Below are 22,676 nucleotides of genomic sequence, written 5' to 3'. Positions count from 1 at the left end.
GGCTCCTAGATGAGTTTATGAGCAGAGGCCACAACCTTGCAGCGAACGTCGGGCCAGTAGGAAGTGTAGGGCAGCCACAGCGAATCAGGGACAGTGAGAGCCTGATGCCAGCCGCACCTGCCGAAGATCTCCCGCCGCGCTGGGCGAAGAAAGGCCGCATACAGGCCGACTAGACCGCCCCGGACACCCCCCGACAGAGGGCCGCAACGAGACTCCCGATTGGGGGTGAAGTTGGGTGGTACCACGCCCGCAACCACGGCGCGTCCCAGCAATTCCGCTGTGGCGTGCCGCTTTTTGGTTGCCGCCTCCCTTTCTCCCTCTCGTCTCTGCGAGGTTTTCCGATGCAACTCACCGATATTCCCTTTGGCGTGACCGACTGGGCCACGGTGGCCGCCACGCATCACCCCGGCCTGACCGGAACGGCGACCTGGCGTACCCAGTTCTTTGGCAACAGTGGGTCAACCGACCAGCGCGTGCGGGTGCGCCTGGTGGAGTACAGCGCCGGGTATCTGGCCGATCACTGGTGCAGCAAGGGCCATGTGCTGCTGGTGCTGGAAGGCGAGTTGCTGACCGAACTGGACGATGGCCGCACGTTTACCCTCCGCGCAGGCATGAGCTATCAGGTCGCAGACGGCGCGGAGGCCCACCGCTCCAGCACCACAGGCGGGGCGAGGCTTTTTATTGTGGATTGAAGGCGGTCTAAGGGTCTAAGAACTGCATAAAACTCAGGCTCTTTCCTTTAAGCCCTTTAAGAGGGGCCTTGCTCAGACCCTCGACCCTTAGACTCCGCCCCCAGAAACTCCATTCTCTCCAAAAGGAATTCCCATGACCCATTCACCCACCGACACCCCCAACAGATTTTCGCCCGTGCCTTCTCAGCCCAGCTTCAAGGAGATGGAAGCTGAGGTCTTGGCCCACTGGCAGGCCACCGAGGTCTTTGCCCGCACGCAGGAGCGCCGCGAGGGACAACCGGAATTCGTGTTCTATGAAGGGCCGCCCACCGCCAACGGCAAACCCGCGCTGCACCACGTTCTGGCGCGGTCATTCAAGGATCTGTTCCCACGTTACAAGGTGATGCAGGGCTACCACGTCACGCGCAAGGGCGGCTGGGACACGCACGGGCTGCCCGTGGAAATCAGTGTGGAAAAGAAACTGGGTTTGCAGGGCCGCAACCACGGAGCCAGCCGCGCCGAACTCGAAGAATTCAACCGCCTGTGCCGCACCAGCGTCTGGGAAACCATTCAGGACTGGAACACCTTTACGCAGCGTCTGGGCTATTCGGTGGATCTGGAAGACGCCTACGTGACGTACAAGAACGACTACATCGAGTCGGTGTGGAATCTGCTGGCGCGGCTGCATGCCAAAGGGCTGGTGCAGCAGGATTACAAGGTGGTGCCGCTGAGTCCCCGCATCAGCACCACCCTGTCTCGGGCCGAGTTGGGCGAGGTGGATTCCTACCGGATGGTGGACGATCCCAGCGTGTACGTGCGCTTTCCGGTGATCTGGGACACCCTGCCGGAGGCGGCGCGGGCGGCGTTGGAAGAGGTGCCGGAAGCTGACCGCGTGGGCCTGAGCCTGCTGGTCTGGACGACCACACCCTGGACACTGCCCAGCAATACGCTGGCGGCAGTCAACGCAGGGCTGACCTATGTGGCTGCACGCGGTCAGGGCGGCGTGGTCGTGGTGGCCGAGGACGCCGTGGAGCGCCTGAGCGGGCTGCACAAGGACGCCCCTGCCTTGGAAGTGCTGGCCCGCTTTGCTGGACAGGCCTTGGAAGGCGTGGAATACGAGCCGCCCTTTCCCGAGGTTGCGCCGGAACTGGGAGCCGTGAAAACGCTGCACGAGCGCACGCCGGAAGGCCGCCCGGTGATGCATTTCGTGACGCTGGCCGACTTTGTGAACGCGGCTGACGGCTCGGGCGTGGCGCATGAAGCCCCGGCTTACGGCGCGGAAGATTTGGAACTGGCCCGCAAATACGGCGTTCCGCCCATGTTCGGGGTGGACGATCACGGCCTCTTGCAGGTTACTGCCGAGCGCGGGAAATTCTTCAAGGACGCTGATAAGGGCCTGATCGCTGACCTGAAGGCACGCGGCCTGATGTTCTGGTCGGGCACGCTGCGCCACCGGTATCCCTTTCATGACCGCACGGGCGACCCGATCCTGTACTTTGCCAAGAAGGGCTGGTATATCCGCACCAGCACGGTGTCCGAGCGGATGCAGGAAGAGAACCAGAAGATCAACTGGGTTCCGGCCCACATCAAGAACGGGCGCTTTGGCAACTGGCTGGAAGGCAACGTGGACTGGGCCATCAGCCGCGAGCGCTACTGGGGCACGCCGCTGCCGTTCTGGGTGTCCGACGACGGAGACCTGATCGTGGTGGGCAGCGTGCGCGAACTGAGCGAACTGGCGGGCCGCGACCTGTCGGAACTCGATCTGCACCGCCCATACATCGACGACATCACCTTCGAGAAGGACGGCAAGAGCTACCGCCGCGTGCCGGAAGTGCTGGACGTGTGGTTCGATTCCGGGTCGGTGCCGTATGCCCAGTGGCACCTGCTGCTGGACAGGGCGGGCGAGGCGGCCCTGCCGGGAACCGAAGAGCAGAAGAATGTCTTCGAGCGGCACTATCCCGCCGATTTCATCAGTGAGGCCATCGACCAGACGCGGGGCTGGTTTTACAGCCTGCACGCCATCTCCACCATGCTGTACGGCCAGCCCGCGTATAAGAATGTGATCTGCCTCGGCCATATCGTGGACGAGAAGGGCGCGAAGATGTCCAAGAGCAAGGGGAACGTGATCGAGCCGCTGCCCGTGTTTGACCGCTACGGGGCCGACAGCGTGCGCTGGTACATGTTCATGGCATCCGATCCCGGCGATCAGAAGAGGTTTTCCGAGCGGCTGGTGGGAGAAGCGCAGCGCAGCTACGTGAACACGCTCTGGAACGTGTATTCGTTCTTCGTGCTGTATGCGAATCTGGATCAGCCGGACCTGGGGGCCGCGCCTGCGGTTGCCGAGCGCCCGGAGATTGACCGCTGGCTGCTGGCGAGATTGGAAGAGACCGTGCAGGACGTGACCGCCGCGCTGGACAGTTACGATGCACGCGGCGGCGGGCGGGCGCTGGAGCGCTTTGTGAACGACCTGAGCAACTGGTACGTGCGCCGCAACCGCTCACGCTTCTGGGGCGAAGGCGGGCAGGTGGACACCGCCGCGTACGCCACGCTGCACGAGTCGCTGCTGGTGGTCTCGCAGCTCACCGCGCCGTTTACGCCCTTCCTGGCCGACGCGCTGTACCGCAACCTGACCGGGGGCCAGGGCCAGGACAGCGTGCACCTGACCTCCTGGCCGCAGGTGCGCCCCGAGCGACTGGATTCGGTGCTGACCGCCGAGATGGACGGCGTGATGAAGGTCGTGGACCTGGGCCGTGCGGTGCGCGGAGCACATAACCTCAAGACGCGGCAACCGCTGGCGAGCGTGACGGTGAGGGCCGGGACGCCCGAACGCACCGATTCTCTGCGCCGCTTTGAAGGCCAGATGGCCGAAGAATTGAACGTGAAGGGCGTGATCTTTCTGGAGGCCGTGACCGATCTGGTGGAATACAGCCTGCGCCCCAATCTGCCTGTGATCGGCAAGGTGTACGGCAAGCAGTTGCCTGCGCTGAAGGCGGCGTTGGCGGCGGCAGACGCGGCGGCGGTGGCAGGCGCGGTGCAGGCGGGCCAGAATTTCACGGTGGGTGAATTTGAACTCACGCCCGACAGCGTGCTGGTCGATGCCCGCTCGCCGGAAGGAGTGGCCGCTGCCGAGAGTGACGGCTACCTCGTGGCCTTTGACACCACCCTGACGCGGGAACTGGTGCTGGAAGGACTGGCCCGCGACCTCGTGCGCGGCGTGCAGGAGGCGCGGAAGGCGGCGGGGTTTCAGGTGCAGGACCGCATTGCCCTGTCGCTGGCGCTGGAAGGCGACGCGAGGGACGCCGCCGAAGCGTGGCAGGACTTCATCGCCGGAGAAACGCTGGCAACGAGCCTCAGCTACGGCCCCGCAGAGGGCTTTGAAGCCGAGGTGGAAGGCGGGAAGGCGTACCTGACCCGTCAGGGATAAAGGAACACAGAAGAAGGGGGCCAGAGCGTGATTGCTCTGGCCCCCTTCTTCTATTTCCACGGTCTACGATTCACCCACCACGATCCTCACTCTTCTACAGGCCGCGCCATGAAGCCGTAGGTGCCTGGCCCCACATGCGCTCCGATCACTGGCCCCATCAGCTGCACGCGGCCCTTGACCACGTTCAGGCCGCACGAGGTCATGGCGGCGCGGAGTTCGGCAATGCGGGCGGGATCGCGTCCTGCATGAGAAATGGTGACGCTCAGGGGAGCCGTATCGTAGCGCTCTTTGAGATTGTTCAACAGGTCCTGCGTGGCGTTCGCGGCACGCACGCGCCGGGTGGCTTTCAGTTGACCGTTCGTGAAGGCCAGCACCGGGCGCATGCCCAGCATGTTGCCGAAAAACTCCTGAGCGCGGCCAATGCGTCCGCCCCGGCGCAGGTATTCGAGGCTGGTGACCGTGAATTCCGCGTGTAGATCACGGCCCACAGTTTCGGCGGCCTGGCGGGCGGTCTCCAGGGTGGCTCCGGCCCACACGGCGTCACGGGCCGCGATCACGGCTTCGGCCAGGGGCGACGAGGCCAGGCCCGAATCCACGATATGAATGCGGTTGCCCGCACCCAGACGCTCGGCGGCTTCGCGGGCGTGCTGCACCGTCTCGGACAGTTGGCCCGAGATGTGGATGCTGATGATCTGCTGGTGGCTGACGAGCAGATCGCGGTAAGCCGTTTCAAAAGCGGCGGTACTCACGGGCTGGGTGCTGACGGTGCCGCCTGCTCTGAGGTGGTCGTACACGGCGTCCGGGTCGATTTCTTGCCAGTCCATCAGCGAGCGACTTCCAAGCTGCACACTCAGGGGAACGATTCGGATACCCAGTTGACGGGCAGTTTCTGGATGAAGATCACATGTGGAGTCGGTGAGGACGGCGAGCATATCCAGATGAGGGTAGACAAGCGCTGGGCGGCTGTCCATGCGATTCCCAGCGCTCTTGGTGATCCGGAAGACAGTTGAGGCTTAGACAACGGGGGTGGGGGGTCTGCCGTGCAGGTTGTCTGGCTCGGCCCAGCCTGCTCAAGTCCCCGGCGGATTCCTTCAGAAATTCAGAAGCCCCCACCGGCTGTGCTTGACACGCTTTTGACGGTGAGGGAGTCCTATACTTCGCAGCCATGACCTTCTTTTTCTTATCTATTTCTGATTCTTTCTTCTGGAGCCGCCGTTGAAGGTGGCCGTGTTATGTCATGCCAGCGCGGGCGGATCGGGCGTGGTCGCCACCGAACTGGGGCTGATGGTGGCGCAGGCAGGCCACGAGGTGCACTTCGTGGGATCGGCGCAACCGTTCCGGCTGTCGGGGCACGGCGGCGTGCAGGGGCCGTTTTTTCATCAGGTCAGCGGCTTCGCCTACGCCCTGTTCGATCAGCCTTACCCCGAACTGGCGGCGGCCAATACCCTCACCGAAGTGATTCTGGAAAAAGGCGTGGAACTGACGCACGCGCATTACGCGATTCCGCACGCGACGGCGGCCATTCATGCGCGGGCCATCACCGGCAAAACGCGGGTCATGACCACGCTGCACGGCACCGACGTGACGCTGGTGGGCGCGGAACCCGCCTTCCGGCACACCACCCGGCACGCCATCGAGCGCAGCGACCATGTGACGGCGGTGTCACGTTTTCTGGCCGACCAGACGCGGGAACTGTTCGGCATTGACCGGGAAATCGAGGTCATTCACAACTTTGTGGACGCCGGACGGTTCGTGCGGATCACCGACCCCACCGTTCGCGCCCGCTTTGCCCACCCCGACGAGGCCCTGCTGGTGCATGTCAGCAACTTCCGGCCCGTGAAGCGTGCAGAAGACGTGATCGAGGTGTTTGCACGGGTGGCCTCCGAGATTCCGGCGCGGCTATTGATGATCGGAGACGGCCCCGAGCGGCCCCGCGCCTTCGAGCTGGCAAAAACGCTGGGCGTTATCGGGCGCACGCATTTTCTCGGCTCTTTCCCGGATGTTCAGACCGTGCTGGGCATCAGCGATCTGTTTTTGCTGCCCAGCAGTAACGAGAGCTTTGGGCTGGCCGCGCTGGAAGCCATGAGCTGTGAGGTTCCGGTGGTCGCCACCCGTGCTGGAGGCATTCCCGAAGTGGTCGAGGAAGGTGTGACCGGGTTTATGGCCGACGTGGGCGATGTGGACGCGATGGCCGACGCCGCGCTGCGGGTGCTGCGTGACCGCGACCTGTATCAGCGCATGGGCACGGCGGCACGGCACGCGGCCACCACGCGCTTTCATCCCGATCAGATCGTGCCGCGTTACCTGGACGCCTATGCGCGCACGGTGGCCGCTCAGGAATGAACCCGGTCTAAAGATCGGTTGGTGTCCAGAAGACACGAAGCTGTCTGGTGCCGGGTAGAGTAGACTCGCTCACGCGTGGTCGGCATGATGGATCTCCGGCCCGAAACTCTGTACGCATTTCGACATCATTTCAGTAGGGCTTCAAGGAGGCAGTATGAAGGTAGGCATCAACGGGTTTGGCCGCATTGGCCGTCTGGTCTTCCGCAATCTGGTGGAACGTGGCGTGGAAGTCGTCGCCATCAACGACCTGACCGACAACAAGACGCTGGCGACCCTCCTGAAGTACGACTCCACTGCCGGACGCTTTCAGGGCACCGTGGAATTTGACGACGACAGCCTGACCGTGAATGGTCAGAAGATTCATGCACTGGCCGAGCGCGACCCCGCCGCGATTCCCTGGGGCGAACTGGGCGCAGACATCGTGATCGAGTCCACCGGGATTTTTACCACCCGCGAGGGCGCAGGCAAGCACATCGAGGGCGGCGCAAAGAAAGTCATCATCACCGCGCCTGCCAAGAACGAAGATATTTCCATCGTGCTGGGCGTGAACGAGCAGGATTACGATCCCGCCAATCACCACATCATCTCCAACGCCAGCTGCACCACCAACAGCCTCGGCGCACCCATGAAGCTGCTCGATGAAGCCTTCGGCATCGAGAAGGCCATCATGACCACCGTCCACAGCTACACCAACGATCAGCGCGTACTCGATTTGCCTCACAGCGATCTGCGCCGCGCCCGTGCTGCGGCCATCAACATCATTCCCACCAGCACCGGGGCCGCCAAGGCCGTGTCGCAGGTCTACCCGCCGCTCAAGGGCAAGTTCGACGGAACCTCTTTGCGCGTGCCTACCCCCGTCGGCTCGATCAGCGACGTGGTGGTCATCGTGGGCCGTGAAGTCACCGTGGCCGAAGTGAACGACGTGTTCCGCAAGGCCGCCGAAGGCAGCCACAAGGGCATCATTTCGTACACCGAAGACCCCATCGTGCTTCAGGACATCGTGGGCGACCCCCACAGCGCCATCATCGACGGTGGCCTGACCATGACCATGGGCAACCTCGTCAAGTTCTTCTCGTGGTACGACAACGAGTGGGGTTACTCCAACCGCATCGCGGATCTGGTGCAACTCGTTCAACAAAAAGGCTAAATCGGCTTTGATCTATGGGCTATGGGCTAGAGCGTTGGTGCTCATGGCCCATAGCCCATAGCTCTACCCAAGGAGCAACCATGCAAACACTGAATTCACTTGATGTCGCAGGCAAGCGCGTACTGGTGCGCGTCGATTACAACGTGCCCCTCAAAGACGGCGTGGTGCAAGACGATACCCGCATCACGGCCAGCCTGCCCACCATTCAGGCGTTGCTGGACGGCGGCGCTTCGGTGGTGCTGATGAGCCACCTGGGGCGTCCCAAGGGCGGACCGGAAGCCAAGTACAGCCTGAAGGCCGTGGCTGGGGCACTGGAAAAGGCCCTGAAGCGCGATGTGCGCTTTATCGGGAGCCTGCCCAGCAGCGAGGAAACCCTGAACGAAGTGCAGGAAATGCAGCCCGGCGACGTGGCCCTGCTGGAAAATGTGCGCTTTGAGGCAGGCGAGGAAAAGAACGACGCGGCCCTGTCGGAAAAGCTGGCCCGCCTGGGCGACGCCTTCGTGCTGGACGCCTTCGGCAGCGCCCACCGCGCCCACAGCTCGGTGAGTGGGGTGGCGGCGCACCTGCCTCACGCGGGCGGAACCCTGCTGGCCGCCGAAGTGGTGGCCCTCAGCAAGCTGCTGCACGAGCCAGAGCGCCCATATGTGGTCATCATCGGCGGCGCGAAGGTGTCCGATAAATTGCTGGTCATCGAGAATCTGCTGCCCGTGGTGGACCGCATGCTGATCGGCGGCGGCATGGCGTATACGTTCGTCAAGGCGCAGGGCGGCAAGATTGGCAAGAGCATTCACGAGGACGACTTTCTGGACAAGGCGCGTGAATTGCTGGGCCAGTACGGAGACAAGATCGTCCTGCCCACCGATACGCTGGCGGGCGACGCCTTCAGTGCCGAGGCCAACACCCGCGTCGTGCCCACGGGCGACATTCCCGACGACTGGGAGGGCATGGACATCGGCCCCGATAGCCAGAAGGCATTCACGGCAGCCTTGCAGGGAGCCAAAACTGTCTTCTGGAACGGCCCGATGGGAGTCTTTGAGTTTGAGAAATTCGCCAGCGGCACCAACGCCATCGCCAAGGCCGTGGCCGATCTGGGGCCGGACACCTACAGCGTGATCGGCGGCGGCGACAGCGTGAGCGCCATCAACAAGAGTGGGCAGGCTGACCGCGTGAGCCACATCAGCACGGGCGGCGGCGCAAGTCTGGAACTGCTGGAAGGTAAGGCGCTGCCAGGCGTGGAGGCGATGAAATAACGCCCGTCACCTGCTTGCTGCGCTATGAACTCAAGGCAGGCCGAGAGGCCGACTTCGAGGTCTACGGGCGCAAATGGATCACGCTCGTCAACCGATTTGGCGGCCAGCATCACGGGTATTTCATGCCATCCGAGGGAGCCAGCGACGTGGCTTACGCGTTGTTCAGCTTTCCGAGCTTGGCGGCGTATGAAACGTACCGGGAAGCCTCGGCTGCCGATCCGGTGTGTCAGGCGTTGTTTAAAGAACTGCCCGAGCTGATGCACCGCTATGACCGTACTTTTTTAAGACCCGTCCTAGACGGAATGGAGCCTCAATGAAGAACCTACTTGCGTTGAATTGGAAAATGAATAAAACGCCGTCCGAGGCGATGGCCTGGGGCACTGAGCTGTTGGCCGCCCTCTCGCTGGGAGAAGCTGAACTGGCAGTGATGGCTCCGGCGACCCATTTACAGGGCCTGGCGTGGACGCTGCGTGAAAGTGGTGTGGCAATTGGCGGTCAGGACGTGTCGCAGCATGTGTCGGGCGCGTACACGGGCGAGATCAGCGCGGCGATGCTGAAGGACGTGGGCGCGAAATACGCCGTGGTGGGCCACAGCGAGCGGCGCGAATATCACGGTGAAACCGATGCGGTGGTGGCGGCCAAGGCAGCGCAGGCTCAGGCAGGCGGCCTCACGCCCATCGTGTGTGTGGGCGAAGGGCTGGACGTGCGCGAACGCGGCGAGCAGGTGCCCTACACGCTGGCCCAGTTGCGTGGCAGCCTGGCGGGCGTGGGCACCGATGTTGTGATTGCCTATGAACCTGTCTGGGCGATTGGCACGGGCAAAACCGCCACCGCCGAGGACGCCGAAGAATTGGCCGCCGCCATCCGCGAGGAATTGCGAACCCTCTACGGCGAGGCTGCCGACAGCATCCGTATTCTGTACGGCGGCAGCGTGAAGCCCGACAATATCGCGTCTATCTGCGCCAAGCCGAACGTGAACGGCGCGTTGGTGGGCGGCGCGAGCCTGAAAGTGGCCGATGTGGTCGGCATGAGCGACGCCCTGAAGTAAGAGACAAGCCGGAGCCTGTGCTTCTGGCTGATATTGCCCCGCTGCGATCTGGCGGGGTGATTGCTAAGACATTAAGTGAAAGTATTCACGATAAGTTTAGGTCGTGAGATTTTTGTTTGATAGTGTCAATAAAAGTGGAATTCTCCATGGTCTCGCTCTCAATGCTCTTCAAGCCGCTGCCTGAGCGCCTCCACGGTCTGCCAATTCCGCACCGTGGCGTTTATACCCAACCGCCGCTCCAGAAGGGCGTGGGTCAGCCGCGCCGCCTGTGTACCGCCCGGATAATACAGATGCAGGTCGCGCCCACTCAGGGTCCACAGGTCGGGGGCAAAGTCTTGGGCTTGCAGAGCCAGCACACGTTCCGGCTCTGGTAGGGACGACAGAAAAGCTATGTGCGTCTGCTTGCCTGCCGGATACGGGCTGGACAGCGCCTGCCATTCGGCGGCAGTGCGGAGAGTCATCGCTATAGGAAAGCCAAATTCGGCGTGCAGGGCGGCTGCGATGGCAGGCGAGAGGTCGGTCTCTTCCCTGCCCGTGCCGAAGATGGCGTTGCCACTCTGGATATACGTTTTCACGTCCTCCAAGCCCAGATCGGTCAGGACGCGGCGCAGGTCGGCCATCGGGACGCGGCGATGACCGCCCACATTGATACCGCGCAGAAGCAGAACAAAACGGCCAGCCATAGAAGAACTATAGGCGGGCGGGCTAGACTTCCGGCCATGCCATCAGAGTTCTCTGCAACCACCACCATTCGTGATCTAAAACAACACATCGGCGAGACCGTGACCCTCGGCGCGTGGCTGACCGACAAGAGCGGCAAAGGCAAGATCCAGTTCCTGAAATTGCGCGACGGCACCGGCTTCGTGCAGGGCACGGTGTTCAAGGGCGACGTGACTGAGGAGGTCTTCGAGGCTGCCAAACGGCTGACGCAGGAGCAGGCCGCGTGGATCACCGGAGAAGTCCGGGCCGATGAACGCGCTCCCGGTGGCGTGGAACTCAGCGTGCGCGAAGTGACGCCCATTGGCGAGAATCACGCGGAATATCCGATTACGCCCAAAGAACACGGCATCGAATTTTTGATGGATCACCGTCATCTCTGGCTGCGTCACCGTCGCCCGTGGGCTGTGCTGCGGGTACGCGACTGCGTGCAGCGGGCCATCACCACCTTTTTCCATGGCGAAGGCTTCGTGCGCTTCGATGCGCCGTTCTTTACGCCCAATGCCGCCGAGGACACCACCGAACTGTTTGAAATCGACCTGTTCGGAGAGGACAAGGCGTACCTGAGCCAGACCGGGCAACTGCACGCCGAAGCAGGGGCGATGGCGTTTGGCAAGGTATATACCTTTGGCCCCACCTTCCGCGCCGAGAAGAGCAAGACGCGCCGCCATCTGCTGGAATTCTGGATGATCGAGCCGGAAGTGGCCCCCAGCAATCACGAGCAGAATATGGCCCTGCAGGAGCGCATGATCAGCTTTATCGTGCGGCAGGTGCTGGCGGAATGCGCCACAGAGCTGGAATTGTTGGGCCGCGACATCAGCCGCTTGCAGGGCGCGGCAGAGGGCAACTATCCCCGTGTGACCTACACCGAGGCGCTGGAGATCATTCGCACCCGGATCGAAGCAGGTGACCTCCCCGACAACGTGCAGGCCGATGTGCAGCCCGTGGAATGGGGCGACGATCTGGGCGCACCGCATGAGACCATCGTGGGCAGTTCCTTTGACCGCCCCGTGATGATCGAAAAGTACCCGGCGGCGATCAAGGCGTTCTATATGCAGCCTGATCCGGCTGATCCCCGCCTGGCCCTCTGTGACGACATGATTGCCCCGGACGGCTACGGCGAGATCATCGGCGGCAGCGAGCGCATTCACGATTACGATTTGCTCAAAAGCCGGATTGAGGCACAGGGCTTGCCGTTGGAAGCCTTCGAGTGGTATCTGGATCTGCGGAGGGTAGGCAGTGTGCCGCACGCAGGCTACGGCATGGGCCTGGAGCGCGTGATCGCCTGGATTACGGGCATCGACCATATCCGTGAGGCGATTCCGTTTCCCCGGATGCTGACTCGGATGACCCCCTAAGAATAGAAAGATGTGCGCCCCTCTGGTTTAGGACTGGGGGGGCGCATTTTCCCTGTTTAGCAGGTTATTGATACTTCACTTTGTTGGTTATTCCAAAATAATTCAGGGTGGCTCACGCTTCTCGCGTATCTGATGTTCAATTTTTCCGTCTTCCGCACTTCTGTCTGATTTGCCGGGTGGCGCTTCTTCGGCCCATGAATACGCTAGATTCCGGGCATGATCGCGTACAGCGAAGTCAGTGCATTCACGGATACGCCGGGATTCGGCAACCGGGCAGGCGTGGTTCTTGACGCTTCGGGCCTCTCGGAGCGGGAAATGCAGGCTCTGGCCGCCTTTGTAGATGCGCCCGAAACAGTGTTCGTGACGCGCATGAGCAGCGGCGCGGTGCGGGTGCGGTATTTCACGCCCACGCAGGAAGTGGATTTTTGCGGCCATGCCAGCGTTGCACTGGGACTGATGCTGGCACAACACGGGCACTGGTCTGGACAGGATCTGGTGCTGGAAACCCTGGTGGGCCGCATTCCGCTGCAACTGGTCTGTGATGCGGGCGTGCCGTCGCAAGTATGGATGCGCCAGCGCTTGCCCGAAACGCGGGCTGTCCCACGCAGTTTGCACGCCGATCTGGCCGAAGCGCTGGGCATTGACGTGCGGATGATTCACAAAGGCTTGCCGCTGGCCGCGAGCAGCACGGGTCTGTGGAGCGTGTTCGTGCCGCTGCTGGACAGCATCATTCTGGACGGCCTGGAACCGGATCTGGCCCAGATTCGGATGCTGTCGGAGGCGCTGGACGTGGTGAGCGTCTATGCCTATACCCCGATGGGGGTCAACCGTTTTGCGGCGCGGGACTTTGCCCCGGCAGTCGGGATTCCTGAAGACCCGGTGACCGGGAGCGCGGCGGGCGCGTTGGTGGCCCTGTTGGCCGCAGAAGGCAAGCTCCCTGTACGCAATGAGCGGGCCTGTGGTGTGGTGTATCAGGGCCACGCACTGGGCACGCCCGGAGAGGTGGAAGTCGAGGTGGAAGTGCGCGGACAGACGGTGACGGCGGTACATGTGGGCGGCTGCGCGGTGCTGGACCGGGAAGGCGTGTGGAAGCGGGAGGAGTAAGGAGGAGGCTTTATAGATTGCCGCCCGGACGCCTTTTGAAAAGGCCCTAGACTGCACCCTATATGCTCGGTTTGATCTGTGTGGATGTGGACGGAACGCTGGTGGGAACCGGCAACGTGATTCGAGATGACGTGTGGGTGGCGCTGGCCGGGGCGCGGGCGCAGGGAGTCCGCATCGCACTGTGCAGTGGGCGGCCCGCACTTGGGAATGCCCTCGGCTACGCCCAGCGCATGGACGCCGACGGCTGGCACGTCTTTCAGAACGGAGCGAGCATCGTGAATGCGGGCGGCGGCGAAAGCATGAGCGAGCCTATTCCCGAGGGGCCACTCGACCATCTGATCGCCCACGCCCACCAGACCGGGCGGCTGCTGGAAATTTACACCGATACCGAATGGGCCGTGACCCAGCCCGGAGACTACGCCGAGCGGCACGCCGCCCTGCTGGGAGTGCCGTATGCGCCGCGTGCCCCGGAAACGTTGATGGGCACGCGGGTCCGGGCGCAGTGGGTGGTACCTCGGGAACAGGAAGCGGAGGTGGTCGGGGAACCACACGACGGCCTTGACCTGCACCCGGCAGGCAGCCCCGCCATGCCCGACGTCATGTTTATTTCGGCCACCCGCGCAGGCGTCAGCAAAGGCAGCGCCATTCGCCGGATCGCCGCGGGCTACGGCCTGACCCTAGACCGGGTGATGATGGTCGGAGACGGAGAAAACGACGTGTCGGCCATGCAGGTGGTGGGCCATCCGGTGGCGATGGGCAACGCCGACGCTCCGGCGCGGGAGGCAGCCCGCTACCACGTCGGGCATGTGGACGACGGCGGGCTGGCGGAAGCGATACGGCTGGCGCTGACTCTATAAACTCAGCCTCTCTCACCTCGGCACAGACTGTCAGGCCCAAGCCTTCAGAGTCGCTCTGGACGCTGCGGCCCTCCCTGCCGCTATAACAGTGGGGCATGGAAGATACGGTGAAGGCCTGGACGGGGCTGGTGGCGACGGGAATAGAGGCCGCCGCCGCCCTGATTATTACGATTGCCGCATTGATCGCCACCTGGCGTGCCCTGAGAGCGTTCCTTGCCCGCCCTGCCGCGCCTGATATCGCCAAAACGCCCGATGTGATGAAGGAAAGTATCCGCCTCGACCTGGCCCGCTGGCTGGCCGTGGCGCTGGAATTCGCGCTGGCCGCCGATATTCTGAGGACGGCCATCACGCCTTCCTGGGACGAAATCGGCAAGCTGGCGGCCATTGCCACCCTCAGAACGCTACTGAACTACTTTTTGCAGCGCGAGATAGACGGACACACGGCGCGGCAACGGGGCACGGGGGAACAGGTGGAAGTGTCGTCCAGACCGGGATAGGTGGGCTACTCGCCCTGCATCTCCCGCACGACCTCCACGATTCGTTCTCCGTAGGCCTGAATGCGCTTCTCCCCCATTCCGGCGATGCCCTGTAGATCGGCCAAGGTGCGGGGTTGCCGCACGGCCAGGGCTTCCAGGGTGGCGTTCGGAAAAACCAGGAAGGCGCTGTGGCCCGATTCCCGGCTGAGGGAGGTGCGGAGTTCGCGCAGGGCTTCGGTTAGGTTGCCGGAAGAGGCCGGAGAAGTGCTAACGGGCGCGGCTTTCAGCACACTCAACACGGCCAGATTGGATGAGACGCCGCGCACCGCTTCGGCCTGCTGGCGGGTCAGGGTTGGTGCTGCACCACCTTGCTGCTGGCGGATCACGGCCAAGACATCGTCTCCGTAGGCATCCAATTTGCGCCCGCCGACCCCCGTCACGCTGCCCAGCGCGGCCAGACTGCTGGGGCGCATCTGGGCGATAGCCGTCAGGGTGGCGTCGTGGAAGATGACGTAGGGAGGCACGCTCTGTTCACGGGCCTTGTCCAGTCGCCACGCTCGCAACGCGTCGAACACGGGCTGGTCGGCGGCGTCCAGGGTGGCCGAGCGGTTGGGACGGCGTTCGGCGCGGCTGGCGGTGCGCGGTAGCAGCACATCTTCGCGCAGACTGAGAGTGGTTTCGCCTTTCAGCAGCGGGCGGGCCTTGGCCGTGGCGATCAGGCTGCCGTGCCCGTTCGCGTCGGTGGTCAGGTAGCCGAGGCTGACGAGTTGGCGCAGCACATTGCGCCAGGTTTTTTCGCTGTGAGCTGCGCCCACACCGTAGGTCGGCAGGAGGTGATGCCCCATGCCGCGCACTTTTTCGGTGTCCCGGCCCAGCAGCACATCGGTCAGGTGCGCCGCGCCGAAGCGGTTGCCGGTGCGAATGGCCGCCGACAGCGCCATCTGGGCCTCACGGGTGGCGTCACGCGTGCGCGGCGGCGTCAGGCAGGTATCGCAGTTGCCGCAGGGTTCGGCCAGAGTTTCGCCAAAATATTCCAGCAGCATCTGGCGGCGGCAGGAAGCGGTCTCGCAGTAGGTCAGCAGGGCGTCCAGCTTGGCGGCTTCCACGCGGCGCACCTCGTCGGGCGCGGCACTCTGGGCCAGCATCCGGCGCACGTTGACCACGTCGGCCAGCCCATACACCATCCAGGCCGTGCTGGGCAGGCTATCTCGGCCCGCACGCCCGGTTTCCTGGTAGTAGCCTTCCATGCTTTTGGGCAGGTCAAGGTGGGCCACAAAGCGCACGTTGGGTTTGTCGATGCCCATGCCGAACGCCACGGTCGCCACCACGATCAGGCCCTCTTCGTTCAGAAAGCGGTTCTGGGCCTCTTCGCGCTCACGGGGAGCCAGACCCGCGTGGTACGGCACGGCGTCGATGCCCTGCGCCACCAGCCATTTGGCGGTTTCTTCGACTGATTTGCGGCTCATGCAGTACACGATGCCCGCGTCTCCGGCGTGTTCGGTGCGGATAAAGTCCAGCAGTTGCGACTTCGGGCTTTCTTTGGCGGCCACCCGGTACTGGATATTGGGCCGGTCAAAGGAACTCACGAAAGCGGGCGCACCCGTCAGGCCCAACACCTGCACGATGTCGGCGCGGGTGCGGTCATCGGCGGTGGCGGTCAGGGCAAGGCGCGGAATGGTGGGGAATCTCTGCGGCAGCACCGAGAGTTGCTGATATTCGGGCCGGAAATCATGCCCCCACTGAGAGACGCAGTGCGCTTCATCGATGGCGAACAGGGCAATCTGGGCGCGGGAAAGCAGCTCGAGGGTACGCGGCAAAAGCAGACGCTCAGGCGCGGCATATAGCAGATCGAGTTCGCCCGCCAGCAGCGCCGCCTCCACATCCCGCACCTCGCCCGCGCTGAGGGTGGAATTCAGGAAAGCCGCCCGCACGCCCAACTGACGCAGGGTATCCACCTGATCTTTCATCAGCGCAATCAGGGGCGACACGATAATCCCCACGCCGGGGCGCAGCAGCGCGGGCAACTGATAACACAGGCTCTTGCCCCCGCCCGTGGGCATCAGCACCAGTGCGTTGCCGCCGTCCAGCACGGTCTGCACGATGCCTTCCTGCACGCCCCGAAAGGCATCGTAGCCCCACACGGACTTCAGGACTTTGAGGGCATTGGCAGGAGCAGAAGCGGCAATCATCGGGACCAGCATAGCGCGTTCTGCCTACAACGTAATGAAGGGCGGTGGGGAGATCGCTTCTACCGCCGCCAAGAGCCGGACCAAACAGAAAGAGGAGCAACGCTCGGCTGCTCCTCTTCTGGTCTGAGACTGTACTGCCTGTGAGAATGCGTTGCGCTGCGGACTTACTTCTTGCGCTTGGTGGAGGTCGAGGACGGCTTTTTGCCGCCGCCAGCGGTGGTGCGCTCCTTTGCATCGCGCATGAAGGAACGCAACTTGGCTTCGAACTGAGGACTCTGACGGCCAATGGCACGGGGCCGGGGCACTTCTTCAGGTTCTTCCAGCAGTTCTTTGATAGACAAGTCGAGGCGGCCCCGGTCATCACGGCCCAGAACTTTAACTTCTACGTTCTCGCCTTCTCGGACGTGATCGTGGATGTTCCGGACAAATGAGTGGGCGATCTGCGAGATGTGCACAAGACCAGTTTCACCGTTCTCGAACTGGATAAACGCACCGAAATCGGTGACGCGTGTGACGCGGCCTTCTGCGACCGCGCCAGAATCAAGCTGCACCAAGGTTGGACTCCTGAAAGGGCATGAGAAGCATCTTACACCAAATGGGTGAAGACCGCATTCTGATTTGGCACATCTGACCAATTGAGCCTGAAAAGCCGAACTGACGCTACAGTGAGGATCATGAAGTTGCGTGGCACTCTGGGTGGATTGAACCTCTTGCTGGAACCCGGCGATACCGGGCCAGACGTGACGGAGGCGTTGGCTGTCCGGGCAGAACTGCTGGCGACCAGCGTGACCATCGAGGTGCAGGGAGATGCAGACCCGGAGGCCGTGGAAGCGGCCCTTCAGGCGATTCGGGCGGCAGGCGGAACGCCGGGGCGGGTCCGTGCGCCTCGTGTCACCGTGACCGCGCCCAGTGCTGCCCCCACCGAGTCCACCAGTTTTGGCCCCGCACAGGCCCGCACCGAGGTCGTGCCACACAACCTGAGGGCCGGATTTCGGGGCGAGTACCGGGGCAGCGTGGTGGTCATGGGCGACGTGAATCCGGGCGTAGAACTCGTGGCAGGCGGCGACGTGATCGTCATGGGAGCCTTGCGGGGCGTGGTCCATGCCGGATACGGGGGCCATGAGGGAGCCATCGTCTGGGGGCGTCCGATTGCCAGCCCTCAGATCCGAATTGGCAATGCTGTGGCCCGTGCCCCCGAGGGCAGTTCGCTGAGCAATATGCGGCGGATGGAGGGGCACGAGGGCGCGGAACTGGCCCGTTTGCAAGACGGCGTGATCGTGATTGACGCCCAAAAATAGGGCCGAAGACGCGTGCTGGCTGCGCTTTGTAACGCCTTTCTGCGTGCTGCGGCACTGATCCTGTATACTGGTCTTCAGAATTCCTCGATTGAGGGGTGGGTGATTTGCCCACCTTTTTTCGTGGAGGGGGTGGTTATCAGGCCGCAAGTTTGGCCGACACAATATGAATAACAACGCAGCCGACAACACAACCGACTTCACCACAGACCATTTGACCGACCCGTTGGATGTTCAACCCGCGACGCCGCCCACGGCCAGTCAGAAGGCCGCCAACCAGAACTTGCAGGCCATTGCTCAGGCTGCTGTAGATCACCTCGGCTTCGAGGTGCTGGAAGTGCAGATGCAGAACATGGGCGGGCAACCGATTGTGCTGGTTCGGATCGACCGACTGGACGAACAGCCTGTCACCATGTCTGACCTGACCACCGCGAGCCGCGCCGCCGAGGCGGAATTTGACCGCCTTGACCCGATTGCCAGCGAATACCGCCTTGAATTCGAGTCTCCGGGAGCCAAACGGCCACTGAACACGGCGCGGCACTTCGAGCGCATGTTGGGCCTCAAAGCCCGTGTGCGCGGCGAAGGACAGGCCTTTACCGCACCGATCAAGAGCGTGCAGGGCAATCAGGTGACGTTCGACGTGGCCGGAACCGATGTGACGCTCACCGTGGGTACTTTTCAGGGCAACCTCGCCGAGTTCCCGGATCGTCACCGATGAGCCGCCCCCAACCCATCATTCAAAAGGAAGCGTGATATGACCCAACCGGAATTTAATTTTGCGGACGCACTGCGCGAAGTGGCGCAGGCCCGCAACATCAACGAAATGCAGCTCATCGAAGCCTTCGAGCAGTCTCTGGCACAGGCCTACACGCGCAACGTGGAACCTGACAAGCGCATCGAAGTTCACCTCGATCCGGGCAGCGGCGAACTGGAAGTCCTCGTCGTGCGCGAAGTCGTGGAAAAGGCCGAAGACGAGCACATGCAGATCAGTCTGGCCGACGCGCTGGAACTTGATCCGGGCGTGGAAATCGGCATGGAAATGGAATTCCCTGTTGACCGCGAGAAATTTTCACGCATCGCCCTGCAGGCCGCCAAGCAGACGCTGACGCAGAAAATGCGCGAAACCGAGCGCAACGTGGTCTTCAACGAATACAAAGACCGCGAAGGGCAGGTGCTGACCGCGCAGGTGGTTCGCAGCGACAACAAGGGCAACTGGTTCGTGGAACTGGGCGCAGGCGAGGCGATTTTGCCCCCCCGCGAGCAGATTCCCGGCGAGAAGCTGACCCCCGGCACCCGCGTCAAGATCTACCTCAAAGAAGTTCGTAAGACGCCCAAAGGCCCGACCATTCTGGCGAGCCGCGCCGACGAGCGCCTGCTGGATTACCTGCTGAAGCAGGAGATTCCAGAAGTCGCCAACGGCATCGTGGAAGTCAAGGCCATCAGCCGCGAGGCGGGTCAGCGCTCCAAGGTGGCCGTGTTCAGCCACAACGCCAACGTCGATCCCATCGGCGCGTGCATCGGGCACCGGGGCAACCGCATTCAGGCGGTCACGGGCGAACTGGGCCGCGAGCGCGTGGACGTGATCTTGTGGGATGCCAACACCCGCGATTTCATCCGCAATGCCCTGTCTCCGGCCAAGGTGGGCCTGATCGAAGTCCATCTGGATCGGCGTGAATCCACCGTCACCGTGACGCCCGACCAGTTGTCTCTGGCTATCGGTAAGGGCGGACAGAACGTGCGTCTGGCAGCCAAGCTGACCGGCTTCAAGATCGATCTGCGCGAAACGGCGGCCATCAGCGACCTCGACGCGGCCATGCAGCAGGCCCTGCAAGACGAGCAGGACGGCATCAGCAGCGGCAACGCCCAGTCGGCCTTCGACGCGCTGTTTAAAGACAGCAAGTCGGTGGCCACCGCCAGCCCCGAAGACATCGGAGAATAAGCCTTGCCAGACGCCCTGCCCACTAAGCACACCCTGCCTCGGCACACGCCGGAGCGCAGTTGTGTCGCCTGCCGCCGCAAACGCCCGCAAGGGGAATTGCTGCGGGTGGTGCGGGCGGAGGGCGTCTGGGCGCTGCAATCCGGCCACCGCAGCAGCGGGCGCGGCGCTTATGTGTGCAGCGACTCGCCCAACTGCTGGCAGGACAAAAAACTGCGGCGTGCCTTTGGCGCTCAGGCGGTGCAGGTGGCCGCACAGTTGGCCGAGCGGCAACACGCCCCCTCTCTTGACCCCCTATGACCTTGATCCAATCTCATCTTGACCCAACCTCACCGGAGGTGAGCATGTCGAAAGTTCGAATTTATACCCTCGCCAAAGACCTTGGCGTAGAAAATCAACGAATGCTGGAAATTCTCGATGGACTCGGCGTTTCTTATAAGAGCGTGAGCAGCACCATTGAAGAAGAAACTGTGGACCTGATCAAGCAGATTCTGGCCGAAGAAAGTAATGAAGCGGCGACTGAAACTGTAACGGCGGAAGCGGCTCCAGCCGTTTCGGCACCAGAAGCGCCCGCGAAAGCAGGCAGCGACGATGTTGCGCCTGTGGCCGCCAGCTCTGAAGCCTCGGCCGCTGCCGCCACTGCCGAAATTCCCCACCGCGCTCCTGTCGTCACCATCATGGGACACGTCGATCACGGCAAAACCAGCCTGCTGGACTACATCCGCAAGACCAAGGTCGCGGCCAAGGAAGCGGGCGGCATCACCCAGCACGTGGGCGCGTTCGAGGCCCAGACCAGCAAGGGCCGCATCGTGTTTATCGATACGCCCGGTCACGAAGCGTTCACGACCATCCGTGCACGCGGGGCCAATGTCGCCGACATCGCCATCATCGTGATTGCCGCCGACGACAGCCTGATGCCCCAGACCCGCGAGGCGATTGCCCACGCGCAGGCAGCCAAGGTGCCCATGATCATCGCCATCAACAAGGTGGATTTGCCTCAGGCCGATCCTGACCGCGTGAAGACCGACCTCACGCAACTGAACCTGGTGCCCGAAGAGTACGGCGGCGACCTGGTGGTCGTGCCGGTCAGCGCCAAAACGGGTGAGGGCGTGGAAGAGCTGCTGGAATACATCAGCCTGACCGCCGAACTCGAAGACCTGCGGGCCGATCCCAAAGCGGCGTTTAGTGGCGTGGTCATCGAGGGCCGCGTGGACCGTCAGCAGGGCGTACTGACCACCGTGATGGTGCAGGAAGGCACGCTGCATGTGGGCGACTTTCTGGTCGTGGGCGAGAACTACGGCAAGATCAAGGCCATGAACGACAGCAGCGGCGCACGCATCAAGGAAGCTGGCCCCAGCACCCCGGTGCAGATTCTGGGCTTCAGCGACGTGCCCGCCAGCGGTGAAAAAGTGGCGAGCGCCAAGAACGAGCATGCCGCCCGTGAAGTGGTCGCCAGCCGCACCTCGGATCGCCGCGACGTGGAAAACGCCCGCGTGCAGCGCCGCAAGACCCTTGAAGAAATGATGGGGCCACTCAGCGAAGACCGTACCGTGAACCTGATCGTGCGGGCCGATTCGCAGGGCAGCGTGGAAGCCATTCAGGGCATCCTGGCCCGCAAGGAAACCGACGCCGTGAAGCTGAACGTGATGCTGGCCGGAATCGGTGCGCCCACCGAGGGCGACGTACTGCTGGCGAGTACCGCCGAAGCCCATATCCTGTGCTTCAGCGTGACCGCGCCCGCCAGCGTCAAGAAAATTGCCGATAACAAGGGCATCGACCTCAAGAGCTTCCGCATCATCTACGAGATGATCGACGAGGTGGACCGCCTGATCAAGGGCAACCTCGAACCCGTCTTCGAGGAGAAATACTTGGGCCGCGCCGAGGTCCGTATGGTCATTCGTCACCCCAAGAACGGCAATATCGCCGGGTCGTACATCACCGACGGCAGCTTCAAGCGCAATGCCAAAGCCAAGGTCACGCGCGGCAAAGAAACCGTGTATGAAGGCACCATCGTGGGCCTGAAACGCTTCAAGGACGATGTACGCGAGGTCAAGAACGGCTTCGAGTGCGGAATCAACCTCGACTGGGAAGGCGTGATGGAAGGCGACATCATCGAAGCCAGCGAAATGGTGGAAGTCATTCCGGCGTAAGCCAGAGCAACAAGCAAGACAGGCAAGACAAAGAAGAGAGGCGGTGTCCCGGTGGGGATGGCCGCCTCTCTTTTGTGTCTATCCTTTTGGGGGTCAGGACTGGGGAAGGTTACGCGCCGTCGGTGGGCAGGTCTCCTCGGGGACCAGCAGGAGGAGCAGGACGGTCGCCGGGGCCACCATTGCGCCCACCGTCAGGGCCGCCGCGTCCACCGTTCGGGCCGCCGTCACGCGGGCCTCGGGGGCCTCCTGCCATCAGGCCGAAGTTGGTGTCTGCTGTGGCGCGGGCCAGGTGCTGATCGGCCTGAGCCTGCGTCAACTTACCTGCTTTTACTTCGGTAGCCAGTTGGGTTTTCAGGGCTGCCAGGGCAGCGGTGCGGATGGTGGCGGTGCTGATGCCTTTGGCTTTGGCAAGTTCAGCCACCGTTTTTCCGGCCTGCAATTGCTGGCGCAGGGCATCTGTGGTCAGGCCGAGGGCTTTGGCGACTGCCGCATCGATGACGGCGCGGGGGCCACCATCGGGGCCACGCTGTCCGTCTCGGGGGCCACCTTGCGGGCCGCCGCGCTGACCGGGCTGTGGGGGTTGGTTGTTCTGGGTCTGGGCAGCGGGGGCAGTGGTGGCCGAAGCGGCAAACGCGGCGGTGGTGCCGAGGGGCAGAAGGGCGGCGAGAACGAGCAGGGGCAGGCGGGCAAATTTACGGTTGGTCATGGTGA

21 protein-coding genes are annotated in these 22,676 nt (G+C 63.0%); 16 read left to right on the top strand and 5 right to left on the bottom strand.

Annotated elements, in window-relative coordinates; all coding sequences use genetic code 11:
- Window positions 1-341: 341 nt before the first annotated feature.
- Both F561_RS0104580 and ileS read left to right on the top strand, forming a co-directional pair.
- On the top strand, window positions 342-692 hold the full coding sequence (locus F561_RS0104580; protein ID WP_019008770.1) for a DHCW motif cupin fold protein: 351 nt from the start codon (window positions 342-344) through the stop codon (window positions 690-692).
- Between the two features lie 133 nt (window positions 693-825).
- Entirely contained in the window at window positions 826-4,095 is a 3,270-nt protein-coding gene (gene ileS, locus F561_RS0104575; RefSeq protein ID WP_019008769.1) for an isoleucine--tRNA ligase, read from the top strand.
- An 86-nt stretch (window positions 4,096-4,181) separates the two neighbouring features.
- Here ileS and F561_RS0104570 read toward each other — a convergent pair whose 3' ends face one another.
- Window positions 4,182-5,027: a DegV family protein gene (locus F561_RS0104570; RefSeq protein ID WP_019008768.1), complete on the bottom strand. Its 846-nt coding sequence runs from the start codon at window positions 5,025-5,027 to the stop codon at window positions 4,182-4,184.
- A gap of 283 nt (window positions 5,028-5,310) precedes the next feature.
- On the opposite strand from F561_RS0104570, the gene bshA reads away from it, so the two are divergent.
- The 5 genes from bshA to tpiA all read left to right on the top strand — a co-directional run bounded on the left by bshA (window position 5,311) and on the right by tpiA (window position 9,883).
- Complete coding sequence (gene bshA, locus F561_RS0104565; protein WP_019008767.1) at window positions 5,311-6,438, top strand: N-acetyl-alpha-D-glucosaminyl L-malate synthase BshA; 1,128 nt, start codon at window positions 5,311-5,313, stop codon at window positions 6,436-6,438.
- Between the two features lie 154 nt (window positions 6,439-6,592).
- A complete protein-coding gene (gene gap / locus F561_RS0104560) occupies window positions 6,593-7,585 on the top strand; it encodes a type I glyceraldehyde-3-phosphate dehydrogenase (RefSeq protein ID WP_019008766.1) in 993 nt (330 codons plus the stop codon).
- 80 nt (window positions 7,586-7,665) lie between these two features.
- Entirely contained in the window at window positions 7,666-8,835 is a 1,170-nt protein-coding gene (locus F561_RS0104555) for a phosphoglycerate kinase (protein WP_019008765.1), read from the top strand.
- A gap of 14 nt (window positions 8,836-8,849) precedes the next feature.
- Complete coding sequence (locus F561_RS0104550; protein ID WP_019008764.1) at window positions 8,850-9,152, top strand: NIPSNAP family protein; 303 nt, start codon at window positions 8,850-8,852, stop codon at window positions 9,150-9,152.
- A complete protein-coding gene (gene tpiA / locus F561_RS0104545) occupies window positions 9,149-9,883 on the top strand; it encodes a triose-phosphate isomerase (protein WP_026298603.1) in 735 nt (244 codons plus the stop codon). Before F561_RS0104550 ends, tpiA begins: the two co-directional genes overlap by 4 nt.
- 158 nt (window positions 9,884-10,041) lie before the next feature.
- On the opposite strand, the gene F561_RS0104540 is transcribed toward tpiA, so the two are convergent.
- On the bottom strand, window positions 10,042-10,566 hold the full coding sequence (locus tag F561_RS0104540; RefSeq protein WP_019008762.1) for a DUF1697 domain-containing protein: 525 nt from the start codon (window positions 10,564-10,566) through the stop codon (window positions 10,042-10,044).
- A 36-nt stretch (window positions 10,567-10,602) separates the two neighbouring features.
- Between F561_RS0104540 and asnS the strand changes: the two genes are divergently transcribed.
- The 4 genes from asnS to F561_RS0104520 all read left to right on the top strand — a co-directional run bounded on the left by asnS (window position 10,603) and on the right by F561_RS0104520 (window position 14,416).
- Window positions 10,603-11,958, top strand: a complete 1,356-nt coding sequence (asnS, locus tag F561_RS0104535; RefSeq protein ID WP_019008761.1) for an asparagine--tRNA ligase — start codon at window positions 10,603-10,605, stop codon at window positions 11,956-11,958.
- 216 nt (window positions 11,959-12,174) lie between these two features.
- On the top strand, window positions 12,175-13,062 hold the full coding sequence (locus F561_RS0104530) for a PhzF family phenazine biosynthesis isomerase (protein ID WP_019008760.1): 888 nt from the start codon (window positions 12,175-12,177) through the stop codon (window positions 13,060-13,062).
- A gap of 62 nt (window positions 13,063-13,124) precedes the next feature.
- Window positions 13,125-13,919 (top strand): Cof-type HAD-IIB family hydrolase, encoded by a 795-nt coding sequence (locus F561_RS0104525; RefSeq protein WP_019008759.1) that lies wholly within the window; start codon window positions 13,125-13,127, stop codon window positions 13,917-13,919.
- A gap of 95 nt (window positions 13,920-14,014) precedes the next feature.
- Window positions 14,015-14,416 carry a DUF1622 domain-containing protein gene (locus F561_RS0104520; protein ID WP_019008758.1) on the top strand — a complete coding sequence of 134 codons (402 nt, stop codon included), beginning with the start codon at window positions 14,015-14,017 and terminating at the stop codon, window positions 14,414-14,416.
- 5 nt (window positions 14,417-14,421) lie between these two features.
- Here F561_RS0104520 and recQ read toward each other — a convergent pair whose 3' ends face one another.
- The gene (gene recQ, locus F561_RS0104515) at window positions 14,422-16,584 is read right to left on the bottom strand and encodes a DNA helicase RecQ (RefSeq protein ID WP_040379853.1); all 2,163 of its coding nucleotides are present in this window, start codon (window positions 16,582-16,584) and stop codon (window positions 14,422-14,424) included.
- A gap of 164 nt (window positions 16,585-16,748) precedes the next feature.
- Entirely contained in the window at window positions 16,749-17,138 is a 390-nt protein-coding gene (locus F561_RS0104510) for a S1 RNA-binding domain-containing protein (RefSeq protein ID WP_019008756.1), read from the bottom strand.
- A 120-nt stretch (window positions 17,139-17,258) separates the two neighbouring features.
- Between F561_RS0104510 and F561_RS0104505 the strand changes: the two genes are divergently transcribed.
- The 5 genes from F561_RS0104505 to infB all read left to right on the top strand — a co-directional run bounded on the left by F561_RS0104505 (window position 17,259) and on the right by infB (window position 21,965).
- Window positions 17,259-17,882 (top strand): septum site-determining protein MinC, encoded by a 624-nt coding sequence (locus F561_RS0104505; protein ID WP_019008755.1) that lies wholly within the window; start codon window positions 17,259-17,261, stop codon window positions 17,880-17,882.
- Window positions 17,883-18,045: 163 nt separating this feature from the next.
- On the top strand, window positions 18,046-18,597 hold the full coding sequence (gene rimP, locus F561_RS0104500; protein ID WP_019008754.1) for a ribosome maturation factor RimP: 552 nt from the start codon (window positions 18,046-18,048) through the stop codon (window positions 18,595-18,597).
- A 36-nt stretch (window positions 18,598-18,633) separates the two neighbouring features.
- On the top strand, window positions 18,634-19,818 hold the full coding sequence (gene nusA, locus F561_RS0104495) for a transcription termination factor NusA (RefSeq protein ID WP_019008753.1): 1,185 nt from the start codon (window positions 18,634-18,636) through the stop codon (window positions 19,816-19,818).
- A 3-nt stretch (window positions 19,819-19,821) separates the two neighbouring features.
- Window positions 19,822-20,115 carry a YlxR family protein gene (locus F561_RS0104490; protein WP_019008752.1) on the top strand — a complete coding sequence of 98 codons (294 nt, stop codon included), beginning with the start codon at window positions 19,822-19,824 and terminating at the stop codon, window positions 20,113-20,115.
- Between the two features lie 44 nt (window positions 20,116-20,159).
- Window positions 20,160-21,965 (top strand): translation initiation factor IF-2, encoded by a 1,806-nt coding sequence (gene infB, locus F561_RS0104485; RefSeq protein WP_026298601.1) that lies wholly within the window; start codon window positions 20,160-20,162, stop codon window positions 21,963-21,965.
- A gap of 109 nt (window positions 21,966-22,074) precedes the next feature.
- Here infB and F561_RS27060 read toward each other — a convergent pair whose 3' ends face one another.
- Complete coding sequence (locus F561_RS27060; RefSeq protein WP_157451558.1) at window positions 22,075-22,671, bottom strand: hypothetical protein; 597 nt, start codon at window positions 22,669-22,671, stop codon at window positions 22,075-22,077.
- Window positions 22,672-22,676: the final 5 nt, after the last annotated feature.

The organism is Deinococcus aquatilis DSM 23025 (genome assembly GCF_000378445.1).
GTDB classification, from domain to species: Bacteria; Deinococcota; Deinococci; order Deinococcales; family Deinococcaceae; genus Deinococcus; species Deinococcus aquatilis.
This window is presented reverse-complemented; position numbering and strand designations above follow the sequence as displayed.